General features: G+C 66.2%; 17 protein-coding genes. 4 read left to right on the forward strand and 13 right to left on the reverse strand.

Going from position 1 to position 18266, the window contains the following annotated elements; genetic code table 11:
- Window positions 1-3: 3 nt before the first annotated feature.
- The gene (xdhB, locus tag EF888_RS20690) at window positions 4-2346 is read right to left on the reverse strand and encodes a xanthine dehydrogenase molybdopterin binding subunit (protein ID WP_109759103.1); all 2343 of its coding nucleotides are present in this window, start codon (window positions 2344-2346) and stop codon (window positions 4-6) included.
- The gene (gene xdhA, locus EF888_RS20695) at window positions 2343-3698 is read right to left on the reverse strand and encodes a xanthine dehydrogenase small subunit (protein ID WP_109759104.1); all 1356 of its coding nucleotides are present in this window, start codon (window positions 3696-3698) and stop codon (window positions 2343-2345) included. Before xdhA ends, xdhB begins: the two co-directional genes overlap by 4 nt.
- A gap of 192 nt (window positions 3699-3890) precedes the next feature.
- On the opposite strand from xdhA, the gene yghX reads away from it, so the two are divergent.
- Window positions 3891-4778, forward strand: coding sequence for a YghX family hydrolase (yghX, locus tag EF888_RS20700; RefSeq protein WP_109759105.1), 888 nt, complete (start codon window positions 3891-3893; stop codon window positions 4776-4778).
- A 46-nt stretch (window positions 4779-4824) separates the two neighbouring features.
- On the opposite strand, the gene EF888_RS20705 is transcribed toward yghX, so the two are convergent.
- From EF888_RS20705 to map, 5 genes are read right to left on the reverse strand one after another with little or no spacing between them, the layout of a single operon-like run.
- Window positions 4825-5295 carry an SRPBCC family protein gene (locus EF888_RS20705; RefSeq protein WP_206508380.1) on the reverse strand — a complete coding sequence of 157 codons (471 nt, stop codon included), beginning with the start codon at window positions 5293-5295 and terminating at the stop codon, window positions 4825-4827.
- Window positions 5296-5308: 13 nt separating this feature from the next.
- Entirely contained in the window at window positions 5309-5656 is a 348-nt protein-coding gene (locus tag EF888_RS20710) for an ArsR/SmtB family transcription factor (protein WP_109759107.1), read from the reverse strand.
- Between the two features lie 33 nt (window positions 5657-5689).
- Window positions 5690-6538 carry a 2-amino-4-hydroxy-6-hydroxymethyldihydropteridine diphosphokinase gene (gene folK, locus EF888_RS20715; protein WP_109759108.1) on the reverse strand — a complete coding sequence of 283 codons (849 nt, stop codon included), beginning with the start codon at window positions 6536-6538 and terminating at the stop codon, window positions 5690-5692.
- Window positions 6535-7371, reverse strand: coding sequence for a dihydropteroate synthase (gene folP / locus EF888_RS20720; RefSeq protein ID WP_109759109.1), 837 nt, complete (start codon window positions 7369-7371; stop codon window positions 6535-6537). The genes folK and folP overlap by 4 nt, the downstream gene beginning before the upstream one ends.
- Window positions 7372-7380: 9 nt before the next feature.
- Entirely contained in the window at window positions 7381-8214 is an 834-nt protein-coding gene (gene map / locus EF888_RS20725; protein ID WP_109759110.1) for a type I methionyl aminopeptidase, read from the reverse strand.
- Between the two features lie 188 nt (window positions 8215-8402).
- On the opposite strand from map, the gene EF888_RS20730 reads away from it, so the two are divergent.
- From EF888_RS20730 to EF888_RS20740, 3 genes are read left to right on the forward strand one after another with little or no spacing between them, the layout of a single operon-like run.
- Window positions 8403-9134 carry a competence/damage-inducible protein A gene (locus EF888_RS20730; RefSeq protein ID WP_109759111.1) on the forward strand — a complete coding sequence of 244 codons (732 nt, stop codon included), beginning with the start codon at window positions 8403-8405 and terminating at the stop codon, window positions 9132-9134.
- Window positions 9131-9859, forward strand: coding sequence for a GNAT family N-acetyltransferase (locus EF888_RS20735; RefSeq protein WP_109759112.1), 729 nt, complete (start codon window positions 9131-9133; stop codon window positions 9857-9859). Before EF888_RS20730 ends, EF888_RS20735 begins: the two co-directional genes overlap by 4 nt.
- A complete protein-coding gene (locus EF888_RS20740; RefSeq protein ID WP_109759113.1) occupies window positions 9856-10797 on the forward strand; it encodes an OmpA family protein in 942 nt (313 codons plus the stop codon). The genes EF888_RS20735 and EF888_RS20740 overlap by 4 nt, the downstream gene beginning before the upstream one ends.
- 79 nt (window positions 10798-10876) lie before the next feature.
- On the opposite strand, the gene EF888_RS20745 is transcribed toward EF888_RS20740, so the two are convergent.
- The 6 genes from EF888_RS20745 to EF888_RS20770 form a co-directional block, all read right to left on the reverse strand.
- Window positions 10877-11782 (reverse strand): LysR family transcriptional regulator, encoded by a 906-nt coding sequence (locus EF888_RS20745; protein ID WP_109759114.1) that lies wholly within the window; start codon window positions 11780-11782, stop codon window positions 10877-10879.
- 273 nt (window positions 11783-12055) lie between these two features.
- Window positions 12056-12880, reverse strand: coding sequence for a DUF481 domain-containing protein (locus tag EF888_RS20750; protein WP_109759115.1), 825 nt, complete (start codon window positions 12878-12880; stop codon window positions 12056-12058).
- Between the two features lie 175 nt (window positions 12881-13055).
- The gene (locus tag EF888_RS20755) at window positions 13056-13949 is read right to left on the reverse strand and encodes a LysR family transcriptional regulator (protein WP_109759116.1); all 894 of its coding nucleotides are present in this window, start codon (window positions 13947-13949) and stop codon (window positions 13056-13058) included.
- A 56-nt stretch (window positions 13950-14005) separates the two neighbouring features.
- Window positions 14006-15271: a chromate efflux transporter gene (gene chrA / locus EF888_RS20760; protein ID WP_109759117.1), complete on the reverse strand. Its 1266-nt coding sequence runs from the start codon at window positions 15269-15271 to the stop codon at window positions 14006-14008.
- The gene (locus EF888_RS20765; protein WP_109759118.1) at window positions 15268-16056 is read right to left on the reverse strand and encodes a chromate resistance protein ChrB domain-containing protein; all 789 of its coding nucleotides are present in this window, start codon (window positions 16054-16056) and stop codon (window positions 15268-15270) included. Before EF888_RS20765 ends, chrA begins: the two co-directional genes overlap by 4 nt.
- 132 nt (window positions 16057-16188) lie before the next feature.
- Window positions 16189-18204: an NADPH-dependent 2,4-dienoyl-CoA reductase gene (locus EF888_RS20770; protein ID WP_109759119.1), complete on the reverse strand. Its 2016-nt coding sequence runs from the start codon at window positions 18202-18204 to the stop codon at window positions 16189-16191.
- Window positions 18205-18266 lie beyond the last annotated feature (62 nt).

Genomic DNA, 18266 nt, shown 5'->3' on the forward strand with positions numbered 1-18266 from the left:
ACCTCATGCCTGCACCCTGCGAACGGCGGCCAGCACCGCCTCGGGCGTCGCCGGCGCCCGCAAGGCGGGATAGCCCGAACCGCAGGACGCCACAGCGTCGGACAGCGCGAGAAACGCGGAGATCCCCAGCATCAGCGGAGGCTCTCCCACCGCCTTCGAGCGGTACACCGTCTCTTCGCGGTTCGCGCCGTCCCACAGCGCCGCGTTGAAGACTTCGGGCCGGTCGGAACACGCGGGGATCTTGTAGGTCGACGGCGCGTGCGTCCGCAGCCGCCCCTTGTCGTCCCAGACCAGCTCCTCGGTCGTCAGCCATCCCGCGCCCTGGACATAGCCGCCCTCGATCTGCCCGATGTCGATGGCCGGGTTCAGCGACGTTCCGCAGTCATGCAAGATATCCGTCCGCAGGATTCGGTACTCACCCGTCAGCGTGTCGATGACGACCTCGCTCACGGCGGCACCGTAGGCGAAATAGAAGAACGGCCTGCCTTGGCCCTTGATCCGGTCCCACTGCACCTTGGGCGTGGCGTAGAATCCCGTCGACGACAGGCTGACGCGCGCCTGATAGGCATCCAGCACGACCTTCTCGAAGGGGATGCGCTCGCTGCCCACATGCACTTCGTTGTCCTCGAAGCGCACCGACCCGGGATCGGCCTGGGCCCGCTCGGCCACAAAGACGGCAAGGCGGTCGCGGATGGCGTCGCAGGCGACCTGCACCGCCATGCCGTTCAGGTCCGATCCCGAGGACGCCGCCGTGGCGCTGGTGTTCGGCACCTTCCCGGTGTCCGTGGCCGTGATCTTGACGCGTTCGGGTCCGACGCCGAACCGGCTCGCGGCGACCTGGGCGACCTTCTGGAACAAGCCCTGGCCCATCTCGGTGCCACCGTGGTTCAGGTGGATAGAGCTGTCCTGGTAGACGTGAACCAGTGCGCCGGCCTGGTTGAGATGAGTCAGCGTGAAGCTGATCCCGAACTTGACCGGCGTCAGCGAAATCCCCTTCTTCAGAAGCGCGTTGGACGCGTTCCATTTCGAAATCGCCGCTTTTCGGCTGGAATAGTCACTGGTTTCCCGAAGCCGTTCGACCATGCCGTTCAGGATAAAATCCTCCACCGGCATTCCATAGTGCGTCGTCTGCGTCTCGAACTCGGCGCGTATTGGCGAATGCGCGCCACCGAACCGCTTGCCCGAGCCTGCGCTCCTGACCGCCACGTCGCGGTAGAAATTCAGCGTGCGAACCTCGGCCGGATCGCGACCCACGGAATGGGCGACGTGATCCAGCACGCGCTCGATGCCCAGCATTCCCTGCGGACCGCCGAACCCCCGGAAGGCCGTGGCGGATTGGGTATTGGTCTTCAGTCGATGAGATTCCACGCGCATGTGGGGGATGTCATAGGCGTTGTCGGCGTGGAGCATCGCCCGGTCGGCCACAGGCAGCGACAGGTCCATCGACCAACCGCAGCGGCAGAACTGCACGAACTCGACGCCCGCAATCCGTCCCTTGCCGTCGAAGCCCACACGATAGTCGATACGGAAATCGTGGCGCTTGCCGGTGATCGTCATGTCGTCGTCACGGTCGTAGCGCATCGAACAGGGTAGCCCCGTCAGTCTCGCTCCAATCGCACAGGAGACGGCCAGCGCGTTGCCCTGGCTCTCTTTCCCGCCGAATCCGCCGCCCATGCGACGGACCTCGACCCGGACGGAATTCATGTGCCGCCCAATGGCCTCGGCCACCTTGTGCTGAATCTCGGTCGGATGCTGGGTCGAGGAATGGACGACCATGTCGCCGCCTTCCTGCGGCAGCGCGACGGCGGCCTGACCTTCCAGGTAGAAGTGCTCTTGTCCGCCGATCTCCAGCGAGCCTTCCAGACGGCGCTCGGCCTCTGCGATGGCCCGTGCAGCATCGCCTTTCTGGTAAAGACGCGGTCCGTCCTCGAACCTGCTGTCCGCCGCAATGGCGTCATCGATCGTCAGGATGGCCGGCAGGGGCGCGATCTCCGCCAGACCCAGACGCGCGGCCCGACGCGCCGCCAGATGGCTCTCGGCGATGACGAGGAACAGCGGTTGCCCGATATACTCGACGGTGTCCGTCGCCAGCAGCGGTTCGGGCGAGGGCGAGGGCGAAACGTCGTTGGCGAAAGGCAGATCTCCAGCCGCAAGCACCGCGACCACCCCCGGCGCGGTCTTCACCGCCTCGAGGTCCAGCGCCAGAAGCCGCCCATGCGCCTCTTCGCTCATGCCAAATGCCAGGTGCAACGCACCCTTCGGCAGCGGGATGTCATCGACATAGCGTGCCTGCCCCGTGACATGCAGGGGCGCCGCATCGTGCGGCAGGGGTTTCGCGACACTCATGCCCGCACCTCGCGCACGCTGACGGTCTCGCCCGCCATGTCGTGGAAGTAGCGGACCAGCATGTTCCGCGCCGTCTCCAGCCGATACCCGGCCGAGGCGCGCATGTCCGACATCGGCTGGAAATCGTCACTGAACCGGGCCAATGCCGTCTCCACGGTCTCTTTTGCCCAAGGCTGGCCCACCAATGCCGCCTCGACTGCGGCTGCTCGCTTGGGAATGCCCGCCATGCCGCCGAAGGCGATGCGCGCCGATGAGACGACTTCCCCGTCCACCTCGACGTTGAAACAGCCGCAGACGGCCGAGATATCCTGATCGAACCGCTTCGACAGCTTGTAGCACCTGAGAGCCGTCGCCTTCTTGGAGATCGTGACAGCCTCGACGAACTCGCCCGGTCGCCGGTCCTGCTTGCCGTAGTCGAGAAAGAAGTCCTCGATCTTCACGTCGCGCCGGCCCGACCCATGCCGAAGATGAAGCGTCGCACCGAGCGCGATAAGGGCCGGAGGGTTGTCCCCGATGGGCGAGCCGTTCGCGATGTTCCCCCCGATGGTCGCCGCCTGCCTGACCTGTTCGGATCCGTAGCGTCGCACCAATTCCGCATAGGATGGATGATGCCGAACGAGAACCGGCAGAAGCGCTGCCATCGTCACGCCGGCGCCGATCCGCAGCGTCGCGCCCTCGTCGTCGATGCCCTGAAGATCGCGGCAGCGATTCAGGAAGGCGACCTCCGGCAGCTCCCGCAGCCCCTTCGTCACCCACAGACCCACATCCGTGGCCCCTGCAATCAGGGTCCCGTCGGGATGCGCCTGATACCACGCCGCAAGCTCGTCCGACGTCTCGGGTGCGTATGAAACTGTCTCTGATGCTGGCACTTCGTCCGACATCCATGCGGGCACCTTCGCCTTTGCCGCCGCCTCCGCCGCACGAACGATGGGGGCATACCCCGTACAGCGGCACAGGTTGCCCGCCACCACATCGTCGTGGTCGCGCCGCCCCTGCATGTGTCCCACCGCCATCGAAACGACAAAACCCGGCGTGCAGAATCCGCACTGGCTGCCGTGGTGATCGATCATCGCCTGCTGCACTGGGTGCAGCGCGCCCTCCGGTCCCGACACACCCTCGACCGTCCGCACCGCGCGACCGTGGACTTGAGGCAGGAACAGGATGCAGGCGTTCAGCGCACGCGCACCCGCCTCGTCCGTCACCATCACGGTGCAGGCGCCGCAGTCGCCTTCGTTGCATCCTTCCTTCGTGCCCGTGAGACCGCGCTCCTCGCGCAGCCAGTCGAGAAGCGTCCGCGTCGGCGGCGCGTCGACCTCAACAGTTTCCCCGTTGAGAAGAAACCTGACCTGCATGTGAAATCCCGCCGCCTTACCCGAAGTCCGTGCCGCGCGCCGTCGATGCGGCGTAGAGAACGCGCGAAGTCCCTGTTGCTTGCGATGAAAGCGCGGAAAGTCGCCCTTGGCAAGCCCATCACGCCTCTGTGACCCTTGGGGCGTCGTTCGACGTGCAAGCCTTTCGGCTGCAAAACTAGCGGAGGGAATCGCATGACGCGGATGACGGCCAAGGACTTCGACCAGGACCTACTGGACCTCTACGACTTCTACGCCCACGGAAAGATCACCAAGCGCGAGTTCCTCGACCGCGCCGGAAAGTATGCGGTCGGCGGGGTCACGGCCCTGGCGCTGCTCGAGATGCTCAGTCCCAACTATGCGATGGCGCAGCAGGTCAACTTCAACGACGAGACCATCGTGCCGGAGTACGTCACCTATCCTTCGCCCAACGGCACCGGCGACGTGCGCGGCTATCTCGTGAAGCCCGCGAACGCCCCGGCCAAGCTGCCGGCGGTCCTCGTCGTGCACGAGAACCGGGGTCTCAATCCCTACATCGAGGATGTCGCCCGCCGCGTCGCCAAGGCCGGGTTCATGGCGCTTGCCCCCGACGGGCTGACCTCGGTCGGCGGCTATCCCGGCAACGATGCCGAGGGCCGCGATCTGCAGCAGACCGTCGACGGCGAGCAGTTGATGAACGACTTCTTCAACGGCTTCGACCACCTGCTGGCCCGTGACGATTCCACGGGGAAATGCGGCGCGGTCGGGTTCTGCTATGGCGGTGGCGTCTGCAACGCGCTTGCTGTGGCCTTCCCCGAAATGTCTGCCAGCGTGCCCTTCTACGGCCGCCAGGCGAACGCCGCGGATGTCCCGAAGATCCAGGCGCCGCTCCTCCTCCACTATGCAGGACTGGACGAGCGTATCAACGAAGGCTGGCCGGCCTACGAGGCGGCGCTGAAGGAACACGGCAAAGTCTATGAAGCCTACATCTACGAGGGTGTGAACCACGGCTTCCACAACGATTCGACGCCGCGCTACGACGAGGCTGCGGCGAAACTGGCCTGGGACCGCACCATAGCCTGGTTCAACCAGCACCTGGTCTGAGGGGCAGAACGGGGGGCGCGGATCGCGGTCCGCGCCCTTCGGCTTGTCACGTCAGAGACGTCGCCAACTCGTCCAGTTGCCGCAGCGTCGTGCCCCACCCGTCCTGGAAGCCCATCTCCTCGTGCCGTTTCCGGATTTCCTCCGAACTGTGCAGCGCGGTCGCCTTGTAAAGCGTGCCGCCGTCCTTTGGCTCGAACTCGATGATGGCGGTCAGGAACGGCTCGCCACGCGGACGATACCCACTCCCCAGAGCATCCGTGGTCACCAGCCGACGCGCCGGCTCGACTTCCAGCACGCAGCCTTCAAGCGGCATGACCGTCCCGTCCGGCAGCGTCATCGTCAGGTTCGCCTTGCCGCCCGGCCGGAACTCGTACTCGATGTCGGTGATCTTGACGGGCTTGGGCGCGAACCATTCCGCGAAAAGCTTCGGGTCGGTCCAGCAGCGCCAGACGGTTTCGGGTTTCGCCTTGATGTGGCGCTCGATGTAAAGGTCCAGCTCTGGATTGAAGTCGGTCACGGGAAAACTCCTTTCAGTGACTGTCATTGGGATTATCGCCCTCGCGTTCCAGCCTCTCGGCCAGTTCGGTCAGGCGGTCGGTTCGGGCTTCCCAGAGAGCGCGCTGGCGCGAAAGCCAGTCCTCGGCACGCGCCAGTGTCGCGGCTTCGATATGCACGGTCCGGACGCGTCCGCTTTTCTCGGTACGAACCAGACCTGCCTTCTCCAGCACCTTGAGGTGCTTCAGGAAGGTCGGCAGCGCCATGTCATGGGGCGCGTGCAACTCGCTGACGCTGGCCGAGGCCCGCGCCAGTCGCTCGATAACCGCGCGACGGGTCGGATCGCCCAAGGCGGAAAAGTATGCATCAACTTGGTTAGCCATTTGGCTAACCTTTAGGCGTCTCCCATCGCCGCGTCAAGGCACCGCGTAAGGCTCGACCTCTTCGGGCGCGAGCGTCAACCCGGCCGTGACATCGCCAATGCGGCGCCCCGCCACTTTCCTATCGCCCGCGATCTCGGCCAGCGGCACCATGACGAAGGCGCGGTTGAACATCTCGGGATGCGGCAGCGTCAGCGCGGGCGAAGCGAACTCCTCCTCACCCAGAAACAGCAGGTCCACGTCGATCAGGCGCGGACCCCATCGCTCGCCCGGCGTACGGCCCAGTTGGACCTCTATCTCCTTCGCGGCCCGCAGCGCTTGGTGCGGCGTCAGGCTGGTCTGCCCCACCGCGCAGGCGTTGACGAACCAATCCTGGTCTTCCTTGCCCCAGGGCGCCGTCTTGTAGAAGGACGACACCTTCTGGATCTCCATCCCCTCCACCGCTTCGAGAAACGCCAGAGCCGCCCGGATCTGCGAAGACTTCTCGCCCACGTTGCTGCCCAGCGCGAATCCCACCGTCCTTTGCCGCAACCGCGTCAGCTCGACGCCGACGGTATCGAAGCTTGCCGAGATGGGTGCGCCCGGCTTCCGGATCCGCACCAAGACAGCCGTCGCCGCGTCGAACCGCGCCAGGATTTCAGCGATGACACGCTCGGCGAAGGTCTCGATCAGGCGGTAAGGCCCTTTGTCAGACACCGTCTGCGCCAGTTCGCACAGCGTCGCGTAGCAGATCGCCTCGCGATAGTCGTCGTGCTCGGACGCTCGCCGGGCATCGGTCTTCACCTCGATGTCGAGGAAGAACCGCTGGCCGAGGATACGCTCCTCCTCGTTCACGCCATGCCGTCCGACGATGCAGAGGTTCGTCACGAAGATCGTGTCGTTCATGCCCTGCCCTCCTGAAACGTCGCCTGCACCATTCTGACCGCCTCGACATGTGGGGCGACATCGTGAACCCGGATGACGCGTGCGCCCTTCGCAAGGCCCAGCGTATTCGCAACCAGCGTTCCCGTCAGCCGCGCGTCGACCTCGGCGGCAAGAACATGCCCGATGAACTTCTTGCGCGAGAGACCCAGCAGAACCGGACGCCCATACCACGCGCCGAGCTCATCCAGCCGGTTGAGGCAGGTCAGGCTTTGCGCGGGCGTCTTGCCGAAACCTATACCCGGATCGACCAGGATGCGCTCGGGCAAGACGCCGGCCCGCGTCGCCAGGTCCATCGACCGGTCGAGGAACATTCGCATGTCCGCCATCACGTCCCTGTCCGGATCGACGTCCAAACGGTTGTACATGAGGACAACGATCGCACCCGTCTCGGCCATCGCGTCGGCCATGCCTGCGTCGCGCTGACAGCCCCAGACGTCGTTGACGATCACCGCCCCCGCCGCCACGGCCGCCCGCGCCACCGACGCCTTGTAGGTGTCGATCGACACCGCCACGTTCGACCGCGCCGCCACCGCCTCGACCACCGGCATCACCCGCGCCATTTCCTCGTCAGCCGAGACAGCGTCCGAGCCGGGCCGCGTCGACTCGCCTCCGATGTCCAGGATGTCGGCCCCTTCGGCCTCCATCCGCGCCGCCTGGGCCAAGGCCTCGTCGAAGCCCTCGAACCGCCCGCCGTCCGAAAAGCTGTCCGGCGTCACGTTCAGGATGCCCATGACAAGGGGACGCCCGGCCATCGCGGCCAGGACCGCGTCGCGCCTTTGCGGGAAGGGGGTCATTGCGGGCGATCAGGCCCAGGTCGGATGAAAGCGGCCGCCCGGCGACAGGGTAAAGATCTCGACCCCGTCGTCCGTCACCCCGACCGAATGCTCGAACTGCGCCGACAGCGACTTGTCCCGCGTGATGGCGGTCCAGTCGTCGGCCAGCACCCGCGTCTCGGGCCGACCGAGGTTCACCATCGGTTCGATGGTGAAGATCATCCCCGGCTCCAGCGTGGCCCCCGTGCCCGGGCGCCCATAATGCAGCACGTTCGGCGGCGCATGGAACACCCGCCCCAGCCCGTGGCCGCAGAAATCGCGCACCACGCTCATCTTGTGGGCCTCGACATAGGTCTGGATGGCATGGCCGATATCGCCGAAGGTGTTGCCCGGCTTCACCGCCTCGACCCCCACCATCAGCGCGTCGTAGGTCACCTGGATCAGCCGCTCGGCGAAAGGCTTCAGCTTGCCCGCGACGTACATCCGGCTGGTGTCGCCGAACCAGCCGTCGACGATCACCGTCACGTCCACATTCAGGATATCGCCATCCTTCAGCGCGTCGCTCGAGCGGCCGGGGATCTTGCCGCCGGGGATGCCGTGGCAGACGACATGGTTCACGCTGATGCAGCTCGCGTGCTCGTAACCCTTGTATCCGATGGTGGCGCTTGTCGCGCCCGCCTCGTTGACCATCCGTTCGATGGCGGCGTTGATCTCGGCCGTGGTGACGCCCGGTTCGATCATGTCCGCCACATCGTCGAGGATGCGCGCAGCGAGGGCACCCGCGCGGGTCATCCCCGCAAAGGCGTCCGCCTCGTAGATGCGGATGCCGTCTTTCGTCAGACGGCCGTCTCTGTGATCGTCCACGGGTCGTTCCTTTCCTTCAAACGGCATATAGGCCGTTCAGGCGAAAAGTGCCAGCATCGACAGCCTTGGGCCCATCACACAGGACGACGCCTCAAGGACGCGCGCGCAGGCCGCGCCGGGACCAAAGCCGTTTGAAAGCGCATGGCCCGGGCCCTATACCCACAGGTCAAAGGGGACAAGGAACGACAATGGCCAATCCCACCGCCGCCATGCTGGTGATCGGAGACGAAATCCTGTCCGGCCGCACCCGCGACGCAAACATGCACCACCTTGCGGGCCGCCTGACCGAGGTCGGCATAGACCTGCGCGAGGTGCGCGTCGTGGCCGACGACCGGCCCGCCATCGTCGCCGCCCTGCGCGCCCTGTCCGCGGCCTTCGACCACGTCTTCACCTCGGGCGGGATCGGCCCGACGCACGACGACATCACCGCCGACTGCGTGGCCGAGGCGATGGCGGCCCGGATCGACGTGCGCGAGGACGCGCGAGCGCTCCTCGCCGCCCACTACGACCGGCAGGGACTGGAGTTCACTGCCGCGCGGATGCGCATGGCCCGCATTCCCGACGGCGCGACGCTGATCGACAACCCGGTCTCCGTGGCGCCCGGATTCTCGCTCGGCAACGTCCACGTCATGGCGGGCGTGCCGTCGATCTTCACCGCCATGGTCGCAAGCCTTCTGCCGACACTCACCGGCGGCGAGCCCCTGCGCTCGGTCACCGTCCGCATCGACCGCGGCGAAGGCGACGTCGCGGCGCCGCTGGGCGATCTCGCCGCCCGCTTTGACGACCTCGCTTTCGGCTCCTACCCGTTCCAGCGCGACGGTCGATACGGCACCAACATCGTGATCCGGGGCACCGACGGCGACCGCCTCGCCGCTGCCGAGGCCGATCTGCGCCGCCTCTTCCCCGGCGTCGCCGCATGACCCCCGACTCCCGGCGCCTCTTCGCGGCCCTGGATGCCACCTGGCCCCCCGCCCGGCTCATAACGGACGGACCCTGGACGCTGCGCGAGGGCCGGGGTGGCGGCAAGCGCGTCTCGGCCGCCACCGCGAATATCCCCGTAACAGAGACAGATATCGCGACCGCCGAGGCCGGAATGACCACCCTCGGTCAGCAACCCCTCTTCATGATCCGTCAACAGGATGCCGACCTCGACCACTGGCTGGATGCGCGGGAATACTCCGTCGTCGATCCCGTCGTCATGTACCTCTTCCCCGTCGCAGCCCTTGCCGATCCCCAGCCGATGACCGCCATCGTGCCGACCTGGCCCATGCTCGCCATTCAGCGCGATCTCTGGCAGATGGCCGGCATCGGCCCTAGCCGGATCGCCGTGATGGAGCGCGCCGCTGGCCCTCGCTGCGCCCTTCTCGCCCGCCACAAGGACACGCCCGCGGGCGTCGCATTCGTGGCCGCCGACGGCGCCATCGCCATGATCCACGCGCTCGAAGTCGTCCCCTCCGAACGGCGGAGCGGCGTCGCGCGACGCGCCATGAAGGCGGCCTCGCAGTGGGCCGCCGACAACGGGGCCGAATGGCTGGCCCTGGCCGTTACCCGAGCGAACGAAGGCGCCAACGCACTTTATCGCGGCCTTGGCATGACAGAGGCCGCCACCTATCATTATCGCCTCGCGCCAGGGGTCGGGCCGTGATCCGCGCGGCAGTCGTGACGGCACTCCTCTGCGCGTGGCCCGCCTTCGCGGCCGAACTCGACCTGCCCTCCGCCTCGATGACCGCGACCGACTCCACGCCCGCCGGCACCGTCCGCCTGCCCGAGGCGCCCTGGGCGCCCGGCGCCGCAGTCCCTGCGACCGAGGGCGCCATTCGCCGGTCGGTCTTCGTCGTTCCCGAAGCAGGGTTCACGACCCTTCAGCTCATCGCCCCCATGCGGGACGCGCTCGGGCAGGACGGCTACACCCAGGTCTTCTCCTGCGCCGACGCCCAGTGCGGCGGCTTCGATTTCCGTTTCCAGCTTGACCTGATCGGCGAGCCCGACATGCACGTCGATCTGGGCGACTATCGCTACATCCTCATGCGCAAACCCGGCGGTGACCCGCACAGCGTGGCGATGGTTGCCTCCTCGGCAGGGCGTACCGGCTTCGTCCATGTCACCGAGGTGTCGGACAGCGAGCTTCGCGACATCGCCGTCGATCCCATGCCACCCGAGACCGAAGTCGAACTAGCCGAAAGTCCCAATATCAGTGACGTTCCGGACATCCTCGAGACCATGACGAGCACCGGCCGCGCCGTCCTCGCGGACCTCCAGTTCGGCACGGGTGCGGCCACGCTGGACGACGAGGCCTATGCCTCGCTCACCGCACTCGCCGACTGGCTCGACGCCAATCCTTCGGCCCGCATCGTCCTCGTGGGCCACACCGATGCCGTGGGTTCACTCGCCGCGAATACCTCGCTGTCGCAACGCCGCGCCGAGGCCGTCGCCGACCGTCTGAGGCAGCGATACGGCACCGATGCGACGCAGGTGCAGGCGGCGGGCGCGGGGTATCTGGCGCCGCTGTCATCCAATCTCACCGCCGAGGGGCGCGCCGCGAACCGGCGGGTTGAAGTCGTGCTCCTGTCCCTCGAGCAATGAAAAGTGGGGCGCCGCAAGGGCGCCCCAGTTCACAAGGGCAGTCAGTCGGGGGAAAAGTCGTTCTGGTACGGTCAGACCGTCACCACTTGTCCGGTCCCTTCTCGGCGAAGGCATGGACGAGGAAGTCGATGAAGGCGCGGACCTTGGGCTGGGTGAAGCGTCCCGGCGGATAGACCGCGAAGATGCCCTGCGTCTCGACCGGCAGATCGGGAATGGCTTCCTCGATCAGCTTGTGTTCCATCGCGTCGGCATAAAGGAAGGACGGCAGGTAGGCGATCCCAAGCCCGGCGATCGCGGCGTTCAAGAGCGACTGCCCGTCGTTCACCGTCAGCCAACCGGCAGTCCGCACCTGGCGCTTTTCACCCGAGGGCGCCGTCAGCTTCCAGACGTTGCCGGACGAGTTGTTCGAATAATGCAGCAGCTTGTGTTCGTTCAGGTCGTCGATCTTCTGCGGCCGCCCGTACTTGTCGAAGTAGGAGGGCGCCGCGATCATCCTGCGGTTCGTCTCGCACAGCTTGCGCGCACGCAGGGTCGAATCTTCAAGCTCGCCGATCCGGATCGCAAGGTCGAAGCCCTCGCTGATCAGTTCGACATAGCGGTTGTTCAGCACCATGTTCACGGTGATATCCGGGAATTCCTGAAGGAATTCGCCAAGCACCGGCGACAGGTGGTTCACGCCGAAGTCGGTCGCGACCGAGATACGCAGCAGCCCCGAAGGCGCCGACTGCATCGAGGTGACCAGCGCATCCGCCTCGCCGGCATCGTTCAGCACGCGTCGCGCGCGATCATAGTAGGCCAGTCCGATCTCGGTCGGCGACACGCGGCGCGTGGTCCGATTCAGAAGCCGCGCACCAAGGCGCGCTTCCAGAGACGAGACATGTTTCGACACCGCGGACTTCGAGATCCCCATCTTCTTGGCGGCATCGGTGAACCCACCCTGATCCACGACGGTTGCGAACGCTTCCATTTCCGTCAGACGGTCCATCAGGTTTCATACCCTTGTATCTTTTGCCCCCAAGGCCCGTTCCTTCTGCAGGTCAATTCGGGCGAGAATGGGGAAAGACCCCGACAATTACCCGGTATTATCGGGATTGTTTTACGGATGTAGACGAGGACGGCGCCGGGAACCACGTGCGTCAGGGGCGCCTGCGCTTCGATCCCACGGGCAAGTTGGCAGCATCACGCAAGAAAAAGGGGGCGGATCTCTCCGCCCCCATAAGGGATAACAACCCACCAATTACACACGAGGGTTCGTTGGTTAGAAGCCGTAGACCAGCGACACACCGAGGGTGTTGTCGGTGCTCTCGAGGCCCGGCAGCGGATCGCTGTCGTATTCCGTGCGGTACGAGAAGCGCGTGGCGAGGCGATCGGACATCTTGAAGTTGACGCCCAGGTCGTTGGTCGCGGCGGTATTCTCGTCCGACACCAGGATGTCCGTGTCGTTGGTCAGGAACGTGGTCTCGCTGAACTTGTAATAGAACCGCGACGACGCGATGCCTGCGACCTCGGTCGTGTCGTCGCCGAGCTGGTCCTCGATGTAGCGAGCACCCGGACCGGCCTGGATCCGCCACGTCATCTGATCGGTGTTCACGATCCGGTAACCAGGGCCAAAGCCCAGGAAGGCGTCATACCGGTTCGACGCGAAGTCGTCGTAGCGGATCGAGCCCAGGCCGAACATGTAGAAGCGGTCGGTGAAATACCGGTTCGCGTCGTAGGTCGCGAAGACCTCTTCCTTGTTGCGGATGCCATCGTCCTCGGAAAATTCACCCGCGAAGCCCAGCGTGTGGTTCCAGGGACCGCTGCCATAGCGGAACCGGCCGCCGAACGACAAGTCGCCGGTGTCGGTGTTGCCCGAGGTGGCCGAAAGGCCGAGCGATACGCTGCCATCCCAGCCCTGGGCGTACTGGTTGTTGCCGAAACGGTTGGCATCTTCGGCTTCGGCGAACTCGTCGCTGACGTCTTCCTGAATGTCGTCGATACGGTCGTCGAGGTCTTCGATGCCGACGATAGCGCTCTGTCCGATGGCCGGAGCGGCGGCGAGCAGCGCCATCAACGATGCGGCGATGACGGTTTTATGGGTCATGGTAATCCATCCTGTCTGTCTGGTGGCCGTCCGAAAATGGACGGAAGCGATGTAGCCTCAACCTCAGATAGGGCGGGGTGATGCGTAAGGAAAACTCAAAACATACGACCGTGACATGATTATCACTTATGTATTTCAGGCCGGATTCCACCCAACACATGAGGCGCGTGAAAGTTCACATCTGACAAACAGCCATGAGAGGGGCCTGTTCCGACTCCAGTGCTTCACCTGCGCTCACAAGAGTGTGAGCCGCGACCCGCATCAGGTCGTCCGGGATTTCCTGGCGAAACACCGCCCAGATCGGGAAACGGAAGGTCGGAGTCCCGGCGACAAGGTGCAGCGCGCCCTCGTCGATGAAGCGCTTGACGTAGCGCGCCGGCAGGTATCCCGCGAAGGCTCGGTTCATAATGAACTCCGCCGCCAGCGTTCCCAGCGACAGCGTCAGTCCGGGGTTTGTCAATTCGGGCAGGCCCACCGCATGCGCCTGCAGAAACTCCGGACCCCAGTCGACAAAGACATATCGCTCCCCGAGGAGTCCATCCTCCCGCGAGGCTCCGGCCCAGGACGCGACCATGACCAGCTCGTCGTTCATCGCCTTGATGACGGTAAGGCCCGGCCTCTGCTGCGGCGTGTATGTCAGTGCCGCATCCGCCATGCCCTCGATCAGGAACCGCGTCAGCCGGTCCGGCCCGCCAAGCTCGGCCCGGATGCTCAACGTCGGACGAGCCGCGCGCAACGCGTCGATCCAGCGAAATCCCAGTCGGGGCCAAAGCGAGGACTCCGCCCCGATCGTCAGGCGTTCGGAAAATCCCTCGGGGATCGCGACCTGCTGCCGCGCCTCCTCCCACACCCGGATCATCGACAGCGCATAGCGCTCGAACTCGCGCCCGGCCGCGGTCATTTCGGCCCCCGCCTTCGACCGGGTGAACAACGGGCGTCCCAGCGACTCCTCAAGCCGTCGGATGCGCAGGCTTACCGCCGACTGCGTGACCTGCAGCCGCGCGGCGGCCCGAACGAAACTGCCGGTCGCGGCGACATCCAGAAAGGTGCGAACAAGGGCGTAATCCAAGGTGTGTCTCCATGAGGAAAGCTCACCTCATCCCTACAACCCATGCGCAGAGGCAATCAACCGCCCAACATCCCCAGACCCGCGCAGACCGCCAAAGTCAGGGGTATCCCGGCCCTGAGCTTCAACAACAGGATCGCCGCTACGCCCGTCAGAGCGACGGCGACCGGCTCGACCGTTCCGAAGTCAGGCAACCACACGCCCAAGTGATCCCAGCCGACCCGCGTCACCTCGCGGAACAGGACATGCAGCGCGAACCAGACCGAGAGGTTGAGAATGACCCCGACCACGGCAGCGGTGATCGCATCCAGCGCGCCCTTGAGCCGCCGCTGGGCTGTCAGCCACTCGACGTATGGCGCGCCTGCGAAGATCCACAGGAAGCACGGCGCGAAGGTCACCCAAAGCGTCATCGCGGCCCCCGCAAGTCCCATGACAGGGTCGATTCCGCCCCCCTCGCGCGCCGCCGCAAGGATCCCCACGAACTCGGTCACGAGGATCAGCGGACCCGGTGTCGTCTCGGCCAGCCCCAGCCCGTCGACCATCTCGGCCGCCGACAGCCAGCCCTTCGCCGCCACGGCATCCTGCGCCATGTAGGCCAGCACGGCATAGGCCCCGCCGAAGGTCACCGTGGCGAGCGTCGAGAAGAAGACGCCGATCTCGGTCAGGATCGCAGGTCCTCCCGTAACCTCCACCAGGATCAGCGGCGCCACCCAGATCGCGCCCCAGATCGCCACCGTGCGCGCCGTCTGGCCAAGGGGAACGCCTGCCGGCCCCGCCACCTCGGCCGCACCGCCTCGCGTCGAGGCATAGCCCCACAGGCCTGCGGCAAGGATCAAAAGCGGAAACGGCAGCGCGAAGACGAACAGCGCCACGAACGACAGCGCCGCCGCCACCCAGTGCGCGCGTTCCTTCAGCCCCTTGCGGGCCACGCGCAGCAGCGCCTCCAGCACGATGACGAGCACCGCAGCCTTGATGCCCAGGAACGCCGCCTGCACCATCGGCACGGTCCCCCACGCCAGGTAGACCCCCGATAGCGCAAGGATGACGACCGCGCCGGGAAGGACAAACAGAAGGCCCGCCGCCAGACCGCCCAATGTGCCGTGAAGGCGCCAGCCCGAATAGGTCGCAAGCTGCATCGCCTCCGGTCCCGGCAGAAGCATGCAGAAGGAGAGCGCGCTCAGGAACTGGCTCTCGCTCAGCCAGCCCTTCTCCTCGACCACTTCGCGGTGCATCAGCGCGATCTGCGCAGCAGGCCCGCCGAAGGACAGCACCCCGATCCGCGACCAGACCCGTACCGCCTCGCCGAGGCTCGGCGCGGGCGTCATTGCGGCCTCCCTGCCGGCCAGTCATGGCCTTCCTCGAACCCGTCCCGCGCCCAGCGGTACAGCGCGTCGTACATCCCCATGCCGGCCTCGAGCTGCGCGATATCGTCACTATACAAGCGGGAAAGCCCCACCGACAGCGCCAGAAGCCCCGCTGCCTGAGGCGCAAGATCGTGTCGATCCGTGTCTGCCGCCCGCACCACCAGTGCCAGCCGGTCCAACGCATTCGACCTCAGCCCGAACTCTTCCAGAAGCGTGTCGAAGGTGCAGGCCTCGCCCCGGTGGCTGTAACGCACGCCCTCGACATCGAAGGCCTCGGCCCCGAACCGCGCGGCGACCTCGGTCACGTCCTGGGACGGCACGAACAGAAACCGCGCCTCGCGGTCGATAAAACGCCGGATCAGCCAGGGACAGGCGATGCGGTCGATCTTTGGCCGCTGCCGCGTCACCCAAAGGCTGCGCGGGGCTGGCACATCCGTGACCGTAAGCAACCCGGCCTCGGCCCAGGCGACGAACCCGCCTTCCAGGACCTCGGCGGCGACACCCTCGGCCCGAAGCTGCGCCGCGACCCCCTGCGAGATCTTGCGGCCCCGGTGACAGATCGTCACGACGCGCGTGCCCGGCGCGATGCCGATTGCTGCACGATAATCCTGACGGACAGATCCCGGCACCATCCGGGGATCGGCGGCATAGTCCTCGTCGACGCGCAGGTCCAGAAGCACCGGAGCTTCCGGCGTTCCGATCAGACGCGACAGTTGCGTCGGCGAGATTTCCTGAAGTGACGGCATGGCCCTCTGAACCTCCCTGTCCCGCCGACAGGGGCGGGATGTCTAGGAAGCGAACTTGGGCCTCGGCCTCACGGGGCGTTCGCGCTCAACCCCTTGGCTCTTCTCTAGCATGGGTCGCGCGCCGGTCCACAGCTAGATTCGAGCCGCCAGACGGCTGCCCTGGTCGATCGCCCGCTTGGCGTCCAGCTCCGCCGCGACATCCGCGCCTCCGATGACATGGGTTGCGATGCCCTCCGCCTCCAGCGCCTCCGCAAGGCGTCTCTCGCTGACCTGTCCGGCGCAAAGCACGACCGTGTCGCACGCCACGACTTCGGTCGTCCCGTCCTGCCGCCGGATATGCAGCCCGTCTGCGTCGATCTTGTCGTAGGCGACGCCGCTCAGCATCCGAACGCCCTTCATCTGCAACGACGCCCGGTGAATCCATCCCGTCGTCTTGCCCAGACGCTTGCCGGGCCTCTCGGCCTTCCGTTGGAGCAGCACCACCTCGCGCGGACTGCGCGCGGGCTGCGGTCCCTCGGGCGCCAGCCCCGACCGGTGCGCCTCGGGGTCGGTCACGCCCCATTCCCGCATCCACTCCGGCAGGTCGAGCGTCGGGCTCTCCCCCGTGGTCAGAAACTCGGCCACGTCGAACCCGATGCCACCGGCGCCCAGCACGGCGACACGCTTTCCCGCAACCTCGCGCCCGGTCAGGACGTCGACGTAACTCACCACATGCCCGCCCGCGACCGGCACGCCTGGATCGCGCGGATGGACACCCGTGGCCACGATCACCTCGTCAAAGCCGCGCAGCATATCGACACCGGCCTCGACACCCAGCCGCACATCGACGCCCCGTTCCTCGAGCATCGTCCCGAACCAGTCGATCAGCCCGTGGAACTCCTCTTTCCCCGGCACCGCCTTGGCCAGGTTCAACTGCCCGCCGATCCACTCGGCGCGGTCGAACAGCGTGACCCGATGACCCCTCAGCGCCGCCACCAGCGCCGCCGACAGCCCGGCCGGACCCGACCCCACCACCGCCACCGTTTTCGTCACTGTTGCAGGCAAATAGACCAGCTCCGTCTCGTGCGCCGCCTGAGGGTTCACGAGGCACGTCGCCACCTTCAGCTCGAACGTATGATCCAGGCAGGCCTGGTTGCACGCGATGCAGGGCGCGATGGTCCGCGCCCGACCCGCCGCCGCCTTCTTCACGAAATCAGGATCCGCAAGGAACGGCCGCGCCATCGACACCATGTCGGCGCAGCCCTCGGCCAGCACGGCTTCGGCCACCTCGGGCGTGTTGATCCGGTTCGACGTGATGAGCGGTATGCCCACCTGACCCATCAGCTTCTGCGTCACCCAGGCGAAGGCCCGGCGCGGCACACTGGTGGCGATGGTCGGGATCCGCGCCTCGTGCCAGCCGATGCCCGTGTTCAGGATCGACGCCCCCGCCGCCTCGACCGCCTGCGCCAGCATCACCACCTCTTCGAAGGTCGAGCCGTCGGGCACGAGGTCGATCAGGCTGATGCGATAGATCAGGATGAAGTCCCGTCCCACCGCCTCGCGCACCCGCCGCACCACTTCGACCGGCAGCCGCATCCGGTTCTCGTAGGGCCCGCCCCAGCGATCCTCGCGCCGGTTGGTGTGGGTCACCAGGAACTGGTTCAGGAAGTACCCTTCCGACCCCATCACCTCGACGCCATCATAGCCCGCCTCGCGCGCCTGCACGGCGGCCGTCACGATGTCCGCGACCTGCTGTTCGATCCCCGCCTCGTCCAGCTCGCGCGGGACGAAGGGCGAAATCGGCGACTTGATCGCCGAAGGCGCCACGCACTCCGGCGAATAGGCGTAACGCCCGGCGTGAAGGATCTGCATCGCGATCCGCCCGCCCGCGTCGTGAACGGCCTCTGTCACGCGCGCATGGTTCGCGATGTCCCTATCCGAGAACAGCCCCGCCGCCCCCGGCAGCACGCCCCCCTCGCGGTTCGGCGACATGCCCCCCGTCACCATCAGCGCGACGCCGCCCTCGGCCCGCCGCGCGTAATAGGCCGCGACCCGGTCGAAATCCCCCAGCTCCTCCAGCCCCGTGTGCATCGAGCCCATGAGGACGCGGTTCGGCAGGACGACGTGGCCTAGATCGAGCGGCGACAGAAGGTGCGGGTAAGCAGTCATGGCGCGGACAATGCCGCCGCGCCATGACCCTGTCACCTGAAACCCGGCGTCAGACCCGGAAC

This window comes from Silicimonas algicola, from assembly GCF_003970735.1.
Lineage (GTDB): Bacteria > Pseudomonadota > Alphaproteobacteria > Rhodobacterales > Rhodobacteraceae > Silicimonas > Silicimonas algicola.

What these genes read in the sequence shown, in the direction of transcription:
- yghX (WP_109759105.1), top strand. Translation starts at nt 3,891, where the DNA reads ATGACGCGGATGACGGCCAAGGACTTCGACCAGGACCTACTGGACCTC.
- EF888_RS20735 (WP_109759112.1), top strand. Translation starts at nt 9,131, where the DNA reads ATGACCCCCGACTCCCGGCGCCTCTTCGCGGCCCTGGATGCCACCTGG.
- folP (WP_109759109.1), bottom strand. Translation starts at nt 7,371, where the DNA reads ATGACCCCCTTCCCGCAAAGGCGCGACGCGGTCCTGGCCGCGATGGCC.
- EF888_RS20765 (WP_109759118.1), bottom strand. Translation starts at nt 16,056, where the DNA reads ATGCCGTCACTTCAGGAAATCTCGCCGACGCAACTGTCGCGTCTGATC.
- chrA (WP_109759117.1), bottom strand. Translation starts at nt 15,271, where the DNA reads ATGACGCCCGCGCCGAGCCTCGGCGAGGCGGTACGGGTCTGGTCGCGG.
- EF888_RS20730 (WP_109759111.1), top strand. Translation starts at nt 8,403, where the DNA reads ATGGCCAATCCCACCGCCGCCATGCTGGTGATCGGAGACGAAATCCTG.
- EF888_RS20745 (WP_109759114.1), bottom strand. Translation starts at nt 11,782, where the DNA reads ATGGACCGTCTGACGGAAATGGAAGCGTTCGCAACCGTCGTGGATCAG.
- EF888_RS20710 (WP_109759107.1), bottom strand. Translation starts at nt 5,656, where the DNA reads ATGGCTAACCAAGTTGATGCATACTTTTCCGCCTTGGGCGATCCGACC.
- xdhB (WP_109759103.1), bottom strand. Translation starts at nt 2,346, where the DNA reads ATGAGTGTCGCGAAACCCCTGCCGCACGATGCGGCGCCCCTGCATGTC.
- EF888_RS20750 (WP_109759115.1), bottom strand. Translation starts at nt 12,880, where the DNA reads ATGACCCATAAAACCGTCATCGCCGCATCGTTGATGGCGCTGCTCGCC.
- xdhA (WP_109759104.1), bottom strand. Translation starts at nt 3,698, where the DNA reads ATGCAGGTCAGGTTTCTTCTCAACGGGGAAACTGTTGAGGTCGACGCG.
- folK (WP_109759108.1), bottom strand. Translation starts at nt 6,538, where the DNA reads ATGAACGACACGATCTTCGTGACGAACCTCTGCATCGTCGGACGGCAT.
- EF888_RS20770 (WP_109759119.1), bottom strand. Translation starts at nt 18,204, where the DNA reads ATGACTGCTTACCCGCACCTTCTGTCGCCGCTCGATCTAGGCCACGTC.